Origin of the sequence: Bacillus halotolerans (assembly GCF_004006435.1) — a bacterium.
Lineage (GTDB): Bacteria > Bacillota > Bacilli > Bacillales > Bacillaceae > Bacillus > Bacillus halotolerans.
In genome coordinates this window covers 4,106,228-4,124,358 of sequence record NZ_CP029364.1, presented here as the reverse complement: position 1 = coordinate 4,124,358, position 18,131 = coordinate 4,106,228, and the positions used below count along the sequence as shown (strand labels likewise).

The following is an 18,131-nucleotide window of genomic DNA, read 5'->3' as shown; positions in this document are numbered from 1 at the left end:
AATCCATATATGCATTATATTAACCGAATTTTTTTAAAGTACAATAAAAAATATAAAATTTTTATAACATTTTTTTGAATATAGTATTAATTATTTATTTTTCTTGATTAATTTTATTAGGATTTCGAATGTAAAGTTATGAAAGTATCGATTTTTAATAGTTCTTCATCACTAGATTTTTTCTTCGTTTATTTAATTTCATATGAGGATAGTGTTGAACCGTTTATAAGATATTCTCCGCCTCAGTATCAGTTACATTTCTACAATATTTAGCTGGATGTTTTAAAAACAAGCGCAATAATGTAAAAAGAAATATAAAAAAACCTGTTTTCGCGGAAAACAGGTTTAGCGTTTTTATTGATTTGCCAAAATAACAGCAATTTGATCCTCAATGTCTTTGCCATCCGAGTCATCAATCAAACCGTTTAGAAGAATAGAGAAAACGAGCGTTTTTCCGCTCTTTGTTTCTGCATAGCCAGACAGAGAGCTGACAGTGCTTAAGGACCCGGTCTTTGCCCTTATTTTTCCTTCTGCTGGGGTATCTTTCATGCGGTTTCTTAGCGTCCCGCCTACCAGTCTGTCACTGTGCCCCGCTTCCGGCAGAGCATGCAGATAAGGTTGAAACCACTTTTCATCTTGGATGTCATATAACAGCTTTGTGATTTGGTCTGATGATACGGCGTTGATATGAGAGACCCCGGAACCGTCCCTCAAAATAAGTGTTTTGGGATCAACGCTGAAATTCGGAAGCGTACTGTTTAGCACTTCAAGCCCTTTTTCCCAGCTGCCCTCTCCTTTTTCCACTTTCCCCATCTCTTTTACAAGTACCTCGGCGTGTCCGTTATTGCTTAATTTCATAAAAGGAAGAAATAGCTTAGACAAAGGCATTGAGTGATGAGTGGCCAGTACGTCTGAAGAGTCGGGCGCTGTGCCCATTATGATTTCCCCTTTTACTGTAATGCCTTGTTTTTTAAGAGCCTGCTTAAATAAATCTAAAGCATATCTTGCCGGCTCCCAGACGGAAATCCACTCTTTTGTTTTGCTTGCATCAACCGGTATGCTCCCTTTAATCGTGATAGTATTGGTTCCATGTTCTCTTTCGATAGAAAGATCTTTCTTTTTTCCCGCCTCAACTGTTTTCGCCTCATTCTCAATCGCTACATAATCCGTTTTTGGTGACACTGATATTGCTGGCTTTTGTCCTTCTTTCTTTCCCGGGCTGGCTTCTACTATCACAGTGCCTGCATCATAGTCCTCATTTGGAGACGCTGTCAGTGCGGAAATTTGCGCGCCGTAATAAGTGTACTCATCACTCCATGGCAAATCAGGCGAATAGCGGATATGATCATACCATGAGTCATCGGCGACAAGATTGCCTTTTATGGACTTGATGCCGGATTTTTTCAGCTTTTCGGCCATTTGATCAAAATCAGATGGTAAAAGTGTCGGATCTCCTTTTCCTTTCAGATAAAGGTTGCCATTCAGTTTTTGTCCTTTAAGGCGGCCGTCTGTCCGCACTTCTGTTGTGAAAGAATAATCCTCACCGAGAACAGAAAGTGCCGCGGCGGCTGTAAAAAGCTTCCAAGAAGAGGCGGGTCTCATCCGGACATCCCCTAAATGGTCGTAAATGACGTCGCCTGTTTCTGCAGAACGGACAGTAATGCCGGCCATTGCGCCTTTTAAAGCAGGTTCATTGGCTAAAATGGTTTCAATCTGCCCGGCAAGTGTATCCTGTTCTTCAGCCGCCTGTACAGCATGATGCATATATGGAATGGAAGCAAAGATGAAAAGCAGCAATATTACAAAATAAAGCTTCATGCTTTTTCCCATTTTCTTATCCCGCCTCTCCTGATTGGCTATCGATGATTACGCTCAATCGTGATGCTGCTTTTTACTGTCTTCTCTTCACCAGACTCTAACACATGTAAGCCAGTGAGTGACGAAGGGAGATCAAGGTTAACTGCGTTTGTCACCCATGTATAAGGCTCCGGGCATAAATACCCTTGTGTTCCATCAGCATTATACACAACCCAATGCTTAAATTGTTCATCCGCCTTGTAGATCATATTCAGGTGTGCATGCTGATGGTAAATGACGGCCTGATTTTCTCCTCCTCTCTTCTGATAAGAAGATAAAAAGACATCATCAAGCTGCTGCCGCAAGAGCATTCCTTCGTGCAAAGCTTCCTGATTTGGTATATCGATCAGCTTTCCGGTCGGCAATAAACGTTCATCCAATTCCCATTGCTGATCAGCAGTAAGAGAAAATAAAGAGCTCTCTTCTGGGAAAACGAAGGTCGTATGATAACCAAGCCCCCAAGGAAATGCATCCTTCCCTTTATTCATGATCGTGGCATGCTTATAAAGAGTGTTATCTTTTAAAATGTATGTCATCCGTACAACAGCATGATGCGGAAATTGTTTATAAACATGGGGAATTTCCGATAGATCAATTTCAGTTTCTATGATCACTTCTTCGGCTGTTTGTTTCATCGTTATGATGTCCCACTTTTTGTCATAGAGAAAGCCGTGGAGGTGATGGTGTTTATCTTTTTCATTGATATCAAAATGATACGTTCTGCCCCGGAAGGTGAACGTTCCGTCACTTATGCGGTTAGGCGGAAACAAAATGGGAATTCCATACAATGTAGGTGTGTCATGAAAGCTTTCAGTTGTTTCCGGTTCTCGTAAAAGGTGCATCTTTGTTTCTTTGTCTACGAGAGAAATGACGTTGCTGCCCCACTCAGGCACGACTATTATTTCCAAATGCTCATTACCCGCTTTGACAGCTGGTGTTCCTAAATACGTCATCTTTTCAATATAATTTGTCATGTGTACTCAACCTCTCCTTAGTTCAATGCTTATATATAAATTCAATTCAGTGTGCACTATTTCCTCCATTTTATGTTTTCCCTTTTGTCTTTAAGTAAACAAAAAACACCATTCAAAAGGGACTGACCCCTGTTTTTGAGACAGGGATCAAAACACCTTTTATACAGCCAATTGCCGATAGCTTATCGGTGATTGGCTGTTTAGTTTCGTTTGAATACGAATGTTGTTATAATAATAAATGTATTCTTTGACAGTGCGTTCTACGATGGCGGTCGTGGTTCGATTAATGCTGTTAAGATAGAACGTTTCAGACTTTAGTGAGGAATGAAACGATTCGATGGAGGCATTATCAGCGGGCGTCCCTTTGCGGGACATGCTCATGGTAATGCCTTTTGTTTTAACAGCTTTCTGATACTCATAAGATGTATACACAGATCCTTGGTCACTATGTAACACGCAGTTCTGAGGCAGTGTTGGCAGTTGATCAAGTGTGTTTAAGACAAAGTCTGTGTCCTGCTTATCTCCAATCGTGAAAGCAATTACTTCTCCATTGTATACATCCAATATACTGGAAAGGTACAATTGTTTCTGTCCATAAGGCAAATACGTGATATCCGTTACTAGTTTTTCAAGAGGATGATCGGACTGAAAGTTTCGATCTAATATATTATCAACCACGGCATATGGCTGCCCATTCTTCTTGCGCTTTTTCACCTTAACCCGGCACTGCCACTGATTTTTCTGCATGATACGCTGAACCGTTTTATGGTTAATACGCATTTCCTTTTTTAATATAGCTGTAATTTTTCGATATCCATATCGATACTTGTGCTCTCGGCACAACGTGCCGATTTGTTTTTCCAAATGGCGTTTGGGATGATCTTTCATCAGGTTCTTCTTCCAACGATAATAAGACGCTCGTGAGATACCTAAATGAACACAGATATTCTGTACGGTCATTGTGCCGTGCAATACTTCTACAAGTTCGACTGACGTTTGGCTATCAACTTCCTTTCCAATTCGTTGTACTTTTTTAAAACTTCATTTTGTTGTCTCAGATAACGGTTCTCTGCCTGCAGTTTCTCTAATTCGGAAGAATACTCCGGACCTTTTCCGTAAGTGTATTGCTTACCAACAGGCTGTTCAAATCGATGTGTATCCCCAGCTTTATGCCATCTAACCCATGTCTGAACCTGCGTCTTATTCCTGATATTCAATTCCTGCATGATCTCTTTCATAGGCACGCCTGCCAATCTCATTTCTACAGCCTTCTGTTTGACTTCAATCGGATAACTCATTCTTGTTCCCATACAAAAAACACCTCCAAGTCTTATTTCGGATAACAACTATCCGTTTTCAAACTTGAAGGTGTTTTTTATTTGTCTCATCTTATGGGGTCAGTCCCAAATGAACGGTGTTTTTTGGAGTTTATTGAATCAGACGTGTAATCTGCTTCTTTTTCCAAATGAATTGATAATACCCGTAAATCAAAAGCAAACTCACGGCAAATGCTGCCGGATAGCCTACCCAAATGCCGAGTATTCCAAGATTTGTATAGTGAGACAGAACAAACGCGACCGGCACTTCGATTCCCCAGATGGCAAAAATACTGATGAGGGTCGGCCATAAAACCGTTCCGCTTGCACGCATCGTCGCAGAAATAATTTGGGTATTCCCAAACAGCAAATAGCTCCATAATGTAATCATCAAAAGCCTGTGTGCAATGTAAAGTGTATCTTTCTCGGTCAAAAATAATGCTAAAATCTGATGTGCAAAAAGATAGATAAGGAGGATCAGCACACCGCCAATGATATAATTCAGCCAAATACCGACCCGAATGACTTGCTTTAACCGGTCAAACTCATTCGCTCCAATAGATTGAGCGGCGAAAATAGACACCGCGATCCCCAGACTGACAGCCGGCATTTGCACATAGCTGGCTACTTGATTGACCACGCCATATGCTGCGGTTGCATCAGAGCCATAATGATTGACGAATGAAATGACCGCTATTTCCGATAGTGAGACGAGAATCATGTTAATGCTTGACGGAATACCAAGACGCAGCAGAAGCGCCAGCAGTTCCTTATCCATTTTCAAATAACGCCGCACTGTCTTATCAAATTGCAGCGGGTGTTTCGTTTTCCGCAGATACACCAATAATACGATAAAGGTCACAATTGTAGAAATAACGGTTGCGTAAGCAGAGCCGTAAATGCCCAGCTTCGGCAAGCCGAACATGCCGAGAATGAAGATCGGTAAAAGTGCTATATTGATGACTGTGCTTACTATCAATGTATAAAACGGTGTCTTAGAATCTCCTGTCCCCCGCAAGAATGTGGTATAAGCAAAATATAAAAACATAAACGGCATTGCGCAAAATAAGATACGCGCATAGCTGACACTGACATGAATTACATTTTCCGGCGTTCCCATGAGACGCAGAATATCTAAGGTGAATATACTGCCGATCACAGCTAACACAATTCCTAATAAAAAGGTGAATGTCAGCGTTGTTCCGACAACGGCCTTTAACCGTTCCTCATTTTTTGCCCCGTAGGCTTGCCCGATAAGAATGGAACTGCCGGAACCGATGCCGATCGTAAATGAAATGAGAAGAAAAAACAGCGGGAAAAAGGATGAGACAGCTGCAAGCGCATCTACGCCAAGCCATCTGCCCACAGCGACCATCCCAACTAATTGGCCTACTGATTGCAGCACATTGCTCAGAAGGAGCGGCACTAAAAATAGTGACATTGACCGCCAAACAGATGGATTGCTCTTCTTCTTAGATACGGGATTTTCTTGTAATGTTTCCATATGAATGACTCCTTTATTTAAACTCGTTTCACTAACGTGCTCCCGTTTCTTTTGAAATGAACACGACATGCAACATGTAACTATTCACCACAGTACTTATAAAACCCTTCCCGATTCTCCTATTTTTACACATTTTTCAATCTGCAAGAATAAACTAGCGCGATACAGCATAGTCTTTTGGTGAGATGAAAGAATAAAAAATAATTTATGCAAAAGTATTGTAATCTAAACGTAACTATTGTAACATTTGTAACATAAGAGAAAGAGATTTTAAAGGAGAGAGCCACATTGAAAAAATATCTTCTATTTCTAACCACTATTGCACTTATTCTGTCATTAAACACAAATGCATTTGCGAAAAACACATCCGGGGATTTATCACAAAAACAAGCATTGCAGCTGGCACTAACAGCAAGAGAGCATTTTTGGAATACAATGAGCGGGCACAATCCAAAAGTGAAAAAAGCAGTTTGCCCATCAGGCACATTCGAGCATCAAAATCTTCAGTACGTATACATGTGCAGTGACCTTGACACAAAAGAAAAAGCTGTGAATTACTTAACACCTATTTTCTCAAAAACAGCGATTGAAAAAGGCTTTAAAGACTATCATTTCGTTGTCTCAAAAGGAAAACTGGCTGTTCCGGTCGGTGACGGAGACAATCTCTTAAATTGGAAAAAATCAACCGTTAAACTCATTTCTAAAAAAGGCGGCACAGTCACATATGAATTTACCGTTCCTACTTTGGACGGATCACCTTCAGCAAAACGGAAAGTGACATTTGTAAAAGAGAATAAAAAGTGGAAAGTAAATCGCTTTGACGCAGTTATATAAGAAAAAAACGCCCGAGAAAAACGGGCGTTTTTTATGTTAAGCATAAAAAGGGCAACGGACGTATCGTCCATTGCCCTTTTGTTTTATTACGCTCTAGGAGAGATTCGAACTCCCGACCTGCAGTTTAGGAAACTGCTGCACTATCCGCTGTGCTACTAGAGCATTTTTAATATCTATATAGTAGCTCCGATTGTCACGATTTTCAAGCGATTTGATTTACAGCCCTCCAAATACCTTATAAGCAGCTCTTGTTGTATCTTCATCGATTCCAATATAACGCATTGTAATCGAAGGTGATGAATGATTAAGAATCCTCTGCAGCTCAGCGATATCTTTTGTCCGCTGGTAGAAATGATAGCCAAATGTTTTCCGGAGCGTATGGGTCCCTATTTCCTCAAGTCCGCACGCTTCGGCTGCCTCTCTTAAAATTCTGTATGCCTGAATGCGTGAAATTGGCTTTCTGGTTCGTACAGATTTAAAGAGGTATTCATTTTCTTTCATATCTTTCGTATACTCGTATATTTCTGCTTTCAAAGATTCTAAAATGAGAATCTTCCTTTTCTTTTTTGTTTTGCTTTCAGTCGCCCATAAATGGTCTTTATTTCTGACATCTTTCACTTGAAGCGGCAAAATATCAGAAATTCGGAGCGCGCTGTTAATGCCGAAAATAAACAAAAAATAATCACGCTTGTTTTTGCTGCGTAAATACTGTTTTACATCTTGAATTTTCTCTAAACTGCGGATCGGCTGTACAATATGCATCAAAAAACTCCTTAAAAACCGTTATGTAACGTTTTGAGGTCTATGTTACTATTATAGCGGAAAAACGTTGAATGTCAAAGTTCGGAGGCATTTATGTAACATAATATACATAGTGTTACATAAGCAGAAAAGATATCTCTTGAAACGCCCTGTCTTCTGAAATGACATTTACAGGCTCATATAAAGCTTTTTCACCTCATGAGACAAATCACTCTGACCCTTCCCGAAAAAGCCCTTAAAACGCAATATGACGCTTTGCTTTTCGAGATGCTCTCAAGAAAATATGCAAAAAAAGACACAATTTGAAATTGTGTCCTAGTCTTCATCCTTTACATCAATATCTTCTGGGATCGGTTCATTTAATATTTCCTGCACGAGCGCTTTGTAATTTTCCAGCTGTTCGAGATGCGTTTTGAACTGTCCCTTATAAATCAAAAATTGCTCACCGTCATGAACGGCCCTGATTTTACCTTCGAGCACCAAACTTTTAATATAATCCTCTGAAAGATTTGCATATTCTGCTGTTTCTTTAATCGTTAAATACATATAGCATTCCTTTCTTAATCCGTATGCTGTTTCTACTATAGCACATGACTCACCCCCATATAATCAATTTCACACAGAAAAAAGGCCGGATGATATAGATAATATACCATTTGTCACTTGTGAAACCGCTGTATTTTTTTTACGCTAAGATTGTAACATAACAGCTTAATAGGAGGGAGAACATGAAAAAAACGTGGAACGTCTGTTTAGCAGCCCTGCTTAGTGTTCTGTTAGTCGCTGGAAGTGCTCCATTTCACGCGGAAGCTAAAAAGCCGCCCAAAGGCTATGACGAGTACAAACAAGTAGATGTAGGCAAAGACGGAATGGTTGCGACTGCGCATCCTCTCGCTTCAGAGATCGGAGCTGACGTCCTGAAAAAAGGCGGAAATGCCATTGACGCGGCGGTTGCCATTCAGTTTGCGCTTAATGTCACAGAACCGATGATGTCAGGTATTGGCGGCGGCGGTTTTATGATGGTGTATGACGGAAAAACAAAAGATACGACGATCATTGACAGCCGTGAACGCGCTCCCGCAGGCGCAACTCCGGATATGTTTCTCGATGAAAACGGCAAAGCGATACCTTTCTCCGAACGTGTCACAAAAGGTACTGCCGTTGGTGTTCCGGGTACACTGAAAGGGCTGGAAAAAGCCTTGGATAAATGGGGAACCCGTTCGATGAAACAATTAATTTCCCCCTCTATAAAACTCGCTGATAAAGGCTTTCCGATTGATTCAGTGTTAGCAGATGCGATTTCTGATTATCAGGAAAAATTATCACGGACTGCCGCTAAGGATGTATTTCTGCCGAATGGCGAGCCGCTTAAAGAAGGCGATACGCTCATTCAAAAAGATCTGGCCAAAACCTTTAAGCTCATTCGTTCGAAAGGCATAGACGCCTTTTACGAAGGCAGATTTGCCAAAGCCCTTTCTGATACTGTTCAGGATTTTGGGGGATCAATGACCGAAAAAGATTTAGAAAATTATGACATTACAATTGACGAACCAATTTGGGGAGAATATCAAGGCTATCAAATCGCAACGACTCCTCCTCCAAGCTCTGGCGGCGTTTTCTTGCTGCAAATGCTAAACATTCTCGATGATTTTAACCTTTCACAATATGATATCCGCTCATGGGAAAAATACCATCTGCTCGCTGAAACCATGCATTTGTCTTACGCTGACCGTGCGGCTTATGCAGGCGATCCCGAATTTGTAAATGTTCCTCTCAAAGGTTTGCTTCACCCCGACTATATAAAAGAGCGCCAGCAATTAATCAGTTTAGATGAAGTCAACAAAAAACCAAAAGCCGGTGATCCTTGGAAATACGAAGAAGGAACCGCAAACTATAAGCAAGTCGAACAGCCGAATGATAAAGTAGACGGCCAAACGACACACTTTACCGTCGCGGACCGCTGGGGCAATGTTGTTTCCTATACAACAACAATTGAACAGCTGTTTGGCACAGGCATTATGGTTCCTGATTACGGCGTCATTTTAAACAATGAACTAACAGATTTTGATGCGGTTCCAGGCGGAGCCAACGAAGTTCAGCCGAACAAGCGGCCATTAAGCAGCATGACACCGACGATTTTGTTTAAAGATGACAAACCAGTTCTCACCGTCGGATCTCCTGGAGGGGCAACGATTATTTCTTCCGTGCTGCAAACCATCCTCTATAATATAGAATATGGAATGGAATTAAAAGCAGCGGTTGAAGAGCCGAGAATTTACACAAACAGTATGAGCTCCTACAGATACGAAGACGGAGTTCCAGAGAATGTACTCAGCAAATTAAAAGACATGGGCCATAAATTCGGCACAAGTCCAGTGGACATCGGAAACGTGCAAAGCATTTTTATCGACCGTGAAAACGGCACCTTCAAAGGAGTAGCCGATTCAAGCAGAAACGGCGCAGCGATCGGAATTAATTTAAAACATAAATAAAAAAGAAAAACTGTACTCATTTTTGCCGAGTACAGTTTTTTGCTGTGAACGATTAATCTTGCCTATGGTCCCCGCAAACTCCTTAACGGTCGGTACGAATACCTTTCAATATAACATCCAGACATGCGCCAGATAACAATTCGAAACACATAAAGGTTTGATCAGCTAATCAATTCATAGACCTTAAAGCTTCTTTGTTTTTTTGAAAACAGTCTCTCCAGCTTACAAAACAAAAATCTATCCCGCATCCCCTGCTATTGTTGAATCTTCTCTTCTTGATTAGACTGATTGGATAAATTTGGCCTCATTCAATTCTGCAATAAACCGCTGAAATGCACTGGTCATAAAAAAGTCTTTCCTGTAAATAAACACAATCGTCATATCCTGATATGATGCGGGAAGCTGGTGAACGTATACCCTTTGGCGATGGACAGAGCAGGCAATGGCCGACTTTGGCAGCAGCGCCGTTCCCAAACCAGCGGAAACACCTCTGATAACGGCTTCCAACGTGCCAAATTCTATAATTTTTTGCTGTTGAATACCGGCTTCCTCCAATAATCTTTTGACCCTATCGCGATGAGAGCAGCCGGTTCCAAAAAAGAGCATCGGCAGCCGTAGCATGTCCTTTATCGCCCCTTCCTCCGGTGAAATCAACACCAATTCCTCATGGGAAACAGGAATTTGTTTGATATCCATGTATTCAACAGGACCGTACACAAAAGCGCCATCCACCTTATGATCTAGAACTTGCTGAACCAAGCTGTGCGTATCACCTGTGTTCACTGATAAATCAACTTCAGGAAAACGTCTGAGGAATGAAGCTGCATGTTCAGGCAGGTGAGTGACCGCTGTTGTTTCCAATGCTCCAAGCCGCAACGGCCCTTTCGGATGCTGACTTAACTGCGCTGATTTCTCAGCTTCGTCTAATAATGATAAAACTTGATCTGCGTATTGTAATAGGTTTTCCCCCGCAGCCGTTAACGTCATTCCACGATTTGTCCGGTAAAATAACTTGATATTCAGATCTGTCTCAAGCTTATGGATTCTGGCTGTTACATTAGATTGAACATAATTCAGCTGCCGGGCTGCTTTTGTTATACTTCCTTCACGGGCAACAGCCCGGAATATCTTTAATTCTCCGCTTTCCACACGCTGTCACCTTCTTGCTATGATTAAAAGTGATACCGGCAATCATTTTTGTTCATTTTACTTGAAGAAAACCGCTGTGTAAAATATGTGAAGATCATAGATTACGAGGAATATAGGAGGCAGACGGCATGAAAGCGGTTATTCATAACGGAAAAAGCGGACTTCGGGGGTTAGCGTATCAGGACATCCCTTCTCAAAATCCCGGATACGGAGAAGTGAAAGTAAAGTTGAAAACGGCGGGATTAAATCACCGGGACCTGTTTCTCATGAAAAATAAAACTGAACAAGATCCTGAGTTTATTCTGGGCTCTGACGGTGCTGGTATTATTGAAGCGGTCGGTGAAGGTGTAGATCATCTGGCTGTTCAAACAGAAGTGGTGATTTTACCGACTTTGAATTGGGAAGTAACAGATGATGTACCTCCTGTTCCGGATATTTTGGGAGGCCCTTCAAACGGAACACTTGCTGAATATGTGATCATTCCTTCACAAAACGCAGTGAAAAAACCTTCTTATCTATCCTGGGAGGAAGCAGGCGTGTTGCCATTATCAGCTCTGACCGCATATCGAGCACTTTTTACAAAGGCCCAATTAAAAAAAGGCGAGCATATTTTGATACCCGGAATTGGAAGCGGCGTTGCAACCTACGCGCTAGTAATGGCTAAAGCAATTGGAGCAACTGTAAGCGTGACTTCTCGAAGCGAGGAAAAAAGAAAAAGAGCAATACAATTAGGCGCTGACCACGCTTTTGACAGTTACAGCAATTGGTCTGAACATCTTCAAGGACAAAAAGCTGATGTCATTCTCGATAGCATAGGGCCGACCCTCTTTTCAGAATACTTTGATCATGTTAAACCGAACGGCCGTATTGTCAGCTTTGGTGCAAGTTCGGGTGATAATCTCAGTTTTCCGCTGCGTTCTTTATTCTTTCCGCAAATCAATATATTGGGAACGTCAATGGGAAGCCGTGATGAATTCCGTGAAATGCTGCATTTTATGGAAAAACATAAACTTCGGCCCGTGCTTGACCGGACATATCCTATAGAACAAGCACATGAAGCATATACCAGAATGCAGGAAGGCAGCCAGTTTGGGAACATCGGGATCACAATAGATTAAAAAAGAAACCGGCTGACAAACAGTCCGGTTTCTTTTTTTATATAATCCCCTTTATTTACGGCAGAACTGAACTCCCCATCAAATATCGGTCAACTTCACGCGCCACTTCACGGCCTTCATTAATCGCCCATACGATTAAGCTTTGGCCTCTTCTTGCATCCCCTGCGGCGAAAACACCATCGATATTTGTTTTATAATCCCCATATGCTGCGCTGATTTTGTTGTTATTAGACTCAACACCAAATTGTTTTAAAAGCGGCTGTTCTGTGCCTTCAAAGCCGATAGCGATAAAGACGAGCTGAGCAGGCCATACTTTTTCAGTTCCAGGCAGTTCACGGAACTCGTATTTTCCATGCTCATTTTTCACTTTCTCCATTTGAATCGTATGGAGCTCTTTCAATTTGCCGTTTTTATCGGCAACCAATTTTTTTGTTTGGATCGAATATTCTCTCGGATCTCTTCCGAATTTTGCTTCTGCTTCTTCATATGCATATTCAAGCGTAAAGACGTGCGGCTGTTCAGGCCACATATTATCATTCGTGCGAGCCGGAGGAAGTTTCGGGTGTTTGCCGAATTGGTGCACGCTTTTGGCTTTTTGGCGCAAAGCGGTAGCCACACAGTCAGCTCCTGTGTCTCCGCCTCCGATCACGATAACGTCTTTCCCCTTCGCATCAATGAATCGCTTGTCTTTAAAGTTAGAATCTAAATAGCTTTTTGTAGCAAGCGTCAAGTAATCCATCGCGTAGTGAACACCTTTTGATTCGCGTCCCTCGATTAACAGATCCCGCTGTTTTTGAGCACCTGTGCAAAGGATCACGGAATCAAATTGCTCTTGCAGCTCATCAGCCGTTATATCAACGCCAATTTCCGTATTTGTAACAAAATCGATTCCTTCTTGCGTCAGCAACTTAATGCGGCGTTCGACAATTCCTTTTTCAAGTTTCATGTTTGGAATGCCGTAAGTTAAAAGTCCGCCCGCTCTGTCTGCGCGTTCAAATACAGTGACAGAATGTCCAGCTTGGTTCAACTGGTCAGCACTCGCCAGTCCGGCTGGGCCCGACCCAACGATGGCAACTTTTTTGCCTGTTCGTTTTTTCGGAATTCTAGGCTGAATCCAGCCATTCTCAAACCCTTTATCAATTATGGTCCGTTCAATATTCTTAATCGATACGGCCGGGTCGGAAATCGCTAGTGTACATGACCCTTCACAAGGAGCGGGACAAACCCGCCCTGTGAATTCAGGAAAGTTGTTTGTTTTTACAAGCCGTTCTAATGCTTCTTTCCATCTGCCTCGGTAGACAAGATCGTTCCATTCAGGAATTAAGTTGTAAATCGGACAGCCGGATGTAAATCCGTTAATGTCAGCACCGATCTGGCAAAACGGTGTACCGCAATCCATACACCGCGCCCCCTGCCGTTTCGACGCTTCTTCTGAAAAAGGAGCAGAATATTCCTTCCAGTCCTTTAAGCGAGTGAGAGGGTCTCGCTCAGCTGGTTTTTCTCGTTTGATTTCCATAAATCCAGTTGGTTTCCCCATGTTCCTCTCCCCTTCCTTACTGTACTACCGTTTGTTTTTGTCCCGCCGGCGCTTTTTTCTGCTTTGGTTTCGTATTGGCTTCAAACGCGTACATGACGGCTTCTTCCTCAGATAAGCCCGCAGCTTTTTGCTCTTCGATGCTCGCAAGCATTTGTTTATAGTTTTTCGGAATCACTTTAATGAATGTTTTCACGCTGTCTTCCCACTGTTCAAGCAGGTCTGCTGCTTTTTGGCTGTTTGTATACGCGGCATGCTTTTCAAGCATTGCTTTAACTTGTTGAATTTCTTTTTCAACTTCTAATGACTCTAACAAAATCATTTCAAGGTTGCATTTGCGTTTAAATGCCTTTACATCTTCGGCCAATACATACGCGATTCCGCCGGACATACCAGCCGCGAAGTTTTTGCCGACATCACCCAGTACGACAACACTTCCGCCTGTCATGTATTCACAGCCGTGATCACCGATGCCTTCAACAACAACATTCACACCGCTGTTCCGAACGGCAAAGCGTTCACCTGCACGGCCGTTAATATATGCTTCTCCGCTCGTCGCGCCATAGAATGCTACGTTGCCGATAATTACATTATCATGTGATTCGGAGTTGAATCCTTCCGGTGATTTGACAATAATTTTTCCGCCAGACAGACCTTTTCCGACATAGTCATTTGAATCTCCGTCTAAATAAAGCGTCATGCCTTTTGGAACGAACGCTCCAAAGCTTTGACCGGCTGAACCTGTGAATTGCAGCTTAATCGTATCTTCCGGAAGTCCTTCTTCTCCGTAACGTTTCGAAATTTCACTGCCTGTTACAGTGCCTGCTACACGGTTTGTGTTATTGATTTCGACTGAAATATCAGCTTCTTTTCCCGATTCAATGGCATCTTTTACAGCAGGAAGAATTGTTGTGATATCGAGCGATTGATCAATTTTATGGTTTTGCGGCGTTTGGAATGTCCGTATCCCTTCCGGCTGATAAAGAAGTGTGGACAAATCAAGCTGGCTCGCTTTCCAATGCGCCTTTGCCCGCTCACTCACGTTAAGTGCGTCAGTGCGGCCGATCATTTCATCGAACGTTTTAAAACCTAATGCAGCCATGTATTCACGGACTTCTTCAGCAATAAACAACATGTAGTTCACAATATGATCAGGATCTCCCATGAACTTTTTGCGAAGTTCAGGATTTTGAGTCGCTACCCCGACAGGACATGTATCCAAATGGCAGGCGCGCATCATAACACAGCCGAGAACAACTAACGGAGCAGTTGCGAAACCGAATTCTTCGGCGCCGAGCAATGCGGCCATGACGACGTCCCGGCCTGTCATAAGCTTTCCGTCTGTTTCTAATACAACACGATCACGGAGTCCGTTCAGCATTAAGGTTTGATGCGCTTCTGCAAGGCCAAGCTCCCACGGAAGCCCTGTATGTTTAATGCTTGTTTTAGGTGAAGCACCTGTACCCCCGTCGTAACCGCTGATAACGATGACATCTGCAGTTGCTTTAGCAACACCCGCAGCGATCGTACCGACACCCGCTTTTGAGACCAGCTTCACGCTGATTCTTGCCTCACGGTTCGCATTTTTTAAATCGTGAATCAGCTGGGCTAAATCCTCGATTGAATAAATGTCATGGTGCGGAGGCGGTGAAATCAATCCGACCCCTGGTGTTGATCCGCGGACATCGGCAACCCAAGGATACACTTTATTGCCTGGCAGCTGTCCACCTTCTCCCGGTTTTGCGCCTTGCGCCATTTTAATCTGCAGCTCATCGGCGTTGACTAAGTAATGGCTTTTCACACCGAATCGTCCGGATGCAATTTGTTTGATCGCGCTTCTTCTGTCATCGCCGTTTTCATCAGGCACAAAGCGTTTTGGATCTTCTCCGCCTTCACCGCTGTTGCTTTTTCCGCCCAAGCGGTTCATCGCAATCGCTAATGCTTCGTGGGCTTCCTTGCTTAATGATCCAAATGACATCGCACCTGTTTTAAACCGTTTGACAATCGATTCAGCAGATTCTACTTCCTCCACTTTTAGAGGCTTGCGGTTTTCGTCAAATGAGAACAAGTTTCGCAGGAATCCGATTCGTTCTTCATCTGCCGCTTTCGTATATTGTTTAAACAGATTGTAATCATTTCTGCGGCACGCCCATTGCAAGGTATGAATCGTTTTCGGGTTAAATGCGTGATGCTCTCCGCCGTTTCTCCATTGGAAGTCACTTCCCGGTTCAAGCGTTTTGCTGTAGTCATCCTTATAGGCTTCCTGGTGGCGGCGCTGTGCCTCTGCCGCAATGGTATTTAAGTCAATGCCGCCGAGCTGTGATGCTGTTCCCGTAAAATAAAGGTCAATCACGTCACGGCTGATTCCTACCGCTTCAAAGATTTGGGCGCCCCTGTAGCTCTGTACCGTAGAAATCCCCATCTTCGACATCACTTTTACGACACCCTCGGTAATGCTTTTTCCATACTTGCTGACTGCTTCTTCATAGCTGATATCCAAACGGCCTTCGTCAATTTCCTGTTTATAGGTCGCATATGCCAGATAAGGATTGACAGCATCGGCTCCATAGCCGATTAGAGCTGCAAAGTGATGAACTTCACGTGCTTCTCCCGATTCAACGATAATGCTGACTTTCGTGCGCAATCCTTTTCGGATTAAATGCTGGTGCAGTGCGCTGACTGCTAACAGCGGCGGAATTGGCGTTAACTGCTCATTCATTGCTCTATCGGACAAAATCAAAAGACTGACGCCTTGGCTGATTGCTTTCTCAGCTTGGGTGAACATGTCTTTTAACCCGCGTTCAAGATCTTCTGAAAACAGCACATTCATTTTTTGGCTTCTTAAATCAGGATGGACGATGGTTTTCAGCGCATAAAACTGCTCATTGGATAACACGGGTGTATACAGCTTGATTCGGCGGACGTTTCGTTCATTCGGATGAAGGAGATCGCCTTCTGCTCCGAGCCAAGTCATTGTTGAAGTCACGAGCTGCTCGCGAATCGCGTCAATCGGCGGGTTGGTCACCTGTGCAAACAATTGCTTAAAGTAGTTAAACAGCGATTGCGGGCGATCAGACAAAACAGCAAGCGGCGAATCGTTCCCCATTGAGCCGAGAGGATCTTTTCCTTCTTTAATAACAGGAATTAAATATTTTTGAATATCCTCATATGTGTATCCAAACGCTTTCTGACGCGTAAGAAGATCCGTGAACTGCTCTTCCTCTCTTGTTTCCGGATCAGGATTCACTTGCACAAGCTCTTCCTCAAGCCATTTTTGGTACGGATATTCAGTTGCGATTTGTGTTTTTACTTCTTCATCAGAAATGATGCGGCCTTCTTCCAGGTCAATTAAAAGCATTTTTCCTGGTTCAAGGCGGTTTTTATATAAAACGTTTTCCTGTTCAACCTCAATAACGCCGACCTCAGATGAGAAAATAATATAATCATCCTTTGTCACATAATAACGGGCCGGACGTAAACCATTTCGGTCGAGTATTGCGCCGATTTGTTTTCCGTCAGTAAATGAAATGGCCGTCGGACCATCCCAAGGCTCCATTAATGAGCTGTGATACTCATAAAACGCTCTTTTTTCTTTAGACATGTGCGTATTTTCTGTCCATGGCTCAGGAATCAGCATCATCGCCGTATGTGCCGGCTTGCGTCCAGCCATAACGAAAAACTCAAATGCGTTATCTAAAATGGAAGAGTCACTGCCGTCAGCATTCAGAATCGGAAGAATTTTATTGAGATCCTCACCAAAACTTTCAGACACAAATTGCTGTTCACGTGCTCTCATCCAGTTGATATTTCCTCGAAGGGTGTTAATCTCACCATTGTGAACCAAATAACGGTTTGGGTGTGCTCTTTCCCATGTAGGGAAGGTATTCGTGCTGAAGCGTGAATGAACTAGTGCAAAAGCGGATACGAATGCCTCATCTTGCAGATCGGAATAAAACGCATCAACCTGTTCAGGTGTTAAAAGGCCTTTATAAACAATAGTTTGGCTTGAAAGACTGGCAAAATAAAAATCTAGACCTTCCGTTACTCCCCAGTTTTCAGCCTGTTTACGAATGACATACAATTTTCGCTCAAAGGACAAATCATCCTTCAGGTCAGAACTTGCGCCAATGAATACTTGACGGACAAACGGACAGCTTTTTTGTGCTACTGTTCCGATTTTTCCGACATTTACAGGTGCAGTTCTCCATCCAAGCACAACTTGGCCTTCCTGCTCAATCAGTGCATCGATTTGCTTTTCGATTTTTTTTCTTTCATCTTCCTTCTGCGAGAAAAAGACCATTCCTACCCCGTAACGTCCTTTTTCCGGCAGATTGATGTCTTTGCACTCTTTCTTAAAGAAAGCATCAGGGATTTGAACCAGTAAGCCGGCACCGTCTCCCGTATCCGGATCACTGCCTTGACCTCCTCTGTGGTCGAGCTGGCAAAGCATCTGCAGCCCCTGTTTGACGATGTCATGTGTCGCCTTGCCTTTTAAGTGCGCATATAGGCCGATTCCGCATGCATCATGTTCAAATTCAGGACGGTAGAGACCTTGAGCTTTTGGCATTTGATTGTAAGTCATAATTCCTCT

12 protein-coding genes and 1 tRNA gene are annotated in these 18,131 nt (G+C 42.9%); 3 read left to right on the top strand and 10 right to left on the bottom strand.

Going from position 1 to position 18,131, the window contains the following annotated elements; all coding sequences use genetic code 11:
• Nucleotides 1-354: 354 nt before the first annotated feature.
• The 4 genes from dacB to DIC78_RS21460 all read right to left on the bottom strand — a co-directional run bounded on the left by dacB (nucleotide 355) and on the right by DIC78_RS21460 (nucleotide 5,651).
• Nucleotides 355-1,830 (bottom strand): D-alanyl-D-alanine carboxypeptidase/D-alanyl-D-alanine endopeptidase, encoded by a 1,476-nt coding sequence (gene dacB, locus DIC78_RS21475; RefSeq protein WP_127696899.1) that lies wholly within the window; start codon nucleotides 1,828-1,830, stop codon nucleotides 355-357.
• A gap of 26 nt (nucleotides 1,831-1,856) precedes the next feature.
• Entirely contained in the window at nucleotides 1,857-2,831 is a 975-nt protein-coding gene (galM, locus tag DIC78_RS21470) for an aldose 1-epimerase (protein ID WP_127696898.1), read from the bottom strand.
• 159 nt (nucleotides 2,832-2,990) lie between these two features.
• Nucleotides 2,991-4,141, bottom strand: a protein-coding gene (locus DIC78_RS21465; protein WP_127695692.1) for an IS3 family transposase whose coding sequence is annotated in 2 segments (ribosomal slippage) — nucleotides 2,991-3,868 and nucleotides 3,868-4,141 — 1,152 coding nt in all. Because the reading frame shifts where the segments join, the coding sequence is not laid out codon by codon here.
• Between the two features lie 118 nt (nucleotides 4,142-4,259).
• Nucleotides 4,260-5,651, bottom strand: a complete 1,392-nt coding sequence (locus tag DIC78_RS21460; RefSeq protein ID WP_127696897.1) for an MATE family efflux transporter — start codon at nucleotides 5,649-5,651, stop codon at nucleotides 4,260-4,262.
• A 288-nt stretch (nucleotides 5,652-5,939) separates the two neighbouring features.
• Between DIC78_RS21460 and DIC78_RS21455 the strand changes: the two genes are divergently transcribed.
• Complete coding sequence (locus tag DIC78_RS21455) at nucleotides 5,940-6,485, top strand: DL-endopeptidase inhibitor IseA (RefSeq protein WP_127696896.1); 546 nt, start codon at nucleotides 5,940-5,942, stop codon at nucleotides 6,483-6,485.
• Nucleotides 6,486-6,574: 89 nt separating this feature from the next.
• Here the strand turns inward: DIC78_RS21455 and DIC78_RS21450 are convergent.
• From DIC78_RS21450 to DIC78_RS21440, 3 genes are all read right to left on the bottom strand, one after another.
• Nucleotides 6,575-6,647, bottom strand: a tRNA-Arg gene (locus DIC78_RS21450).
• A gap of 54 nt (nucleotides 6,648-6,701) precedes the next feature.
• Nucleotides 6,702-7,247 carry a site-specific integrase gene (locus DIC78_RS21445; RefSeq protein WP_044155674.1) on the bottom strand — a complete coding sequence of 182 codons (546 nt, stop codon included), beginning with the start codon at nucleotides 7,245-7,247 and terminating at the stop codon, nucleotides 6,702-6,704.
• A 315-nt stretch (nucleotides 7,248-7,562) separates the two neighbouring features.
• The gene (locus tag DIC78_RS21440; protein WP_024121629.1) at nucleotides 7,563-7,793 is read right to left on the bottom strand and encodes an excisionase family DNA-binding protein; all 231 of its coding nucleotides are present in this window, start codon (nucleotides 7,791-7,793) and stop codon (nucleotides 7,563-7,565) included.
• A gap of 182 nt (nucleotides 7,794-7,975) precedes the next feature.
• Between DIC78_RS21440 and ggt the strand changes: the two genes are divergently transcribed.
• Nucleotides 7,976-9,739, top strand: coding sequence for a gamma-glutamyltransferase (gene ggt / locus DIC78_RS21435; protein WP_127696895.1), 1,764 nt, complete (start codon nucleotides 7,976-7,978; stop codon nucleotides 9,737-9,739).
• A gap of 279 nt (nucleotides 9,740-10,018) precedes the next feature.
• Here ggt and yofA read toward each other — a convergent pair whose 3' ends face one another.
• A complete protein-coding gene (yofA, locus tag DIC78_RS21430) occupies nucleotides 10,019-10,888 on the bottom strand; it encodes a LysR family transcriptional regulator YofA (protein WP_106021690.1) in 870 nt (289 codons plus the stop codon).
• A 128-nt stretch (nucleotides 10,889-11,016) separates the two neighbouring features.
• Between yofA and DIC78_RS21425 the strand changes: the two genes are divergently transcribed.
• Nucleotides 11,017-12,006: a zinc-binding dehydrogenase gene (locus tag DIC78_RS21425; protein WP_106021691.1), complete on the top strand. Its 990-nt coding sequence runs from the start codon at nucleotides 11,017-11,019 to the stop codon at nucleotides 12,004-12,006.
• A 55-nt stretch (nucleotides 12,007-12,061) separates the two neighbouring features.
• On the opposite strand, the gene gltD is transcribed toward DIC78_RS21425, so the two are convergent.
• Nucleotides 12,062-13,543 (bottom strand): glutamate synthase small subunit, encoded by a 1,482-nt coding sequence (gene gltD, locus DIC78_RS21420; RefSeq protein ID WP_127696894.1) that lies wholly within the window; start codon nucleotides 13,541-13,543, stop codon nucleotides 12,062-12,064.
• A 16-nt stretch (nucleotides 13,544-13,559) separates the two neighbouring features.
• A complete protein-coding gene (gene gltB / locus DIC78_RS21415) occupies nucleotides 13,560-18,122 on the bottom strand; it encodes a glutamate synthase large subunit (protein WP_127696893.1) in 4,563 nt (1,520 codons plus the stop codon).
• Between the last annotated feature and the right edge of the window lie 9 nt (nucleotides 18,123-18,131).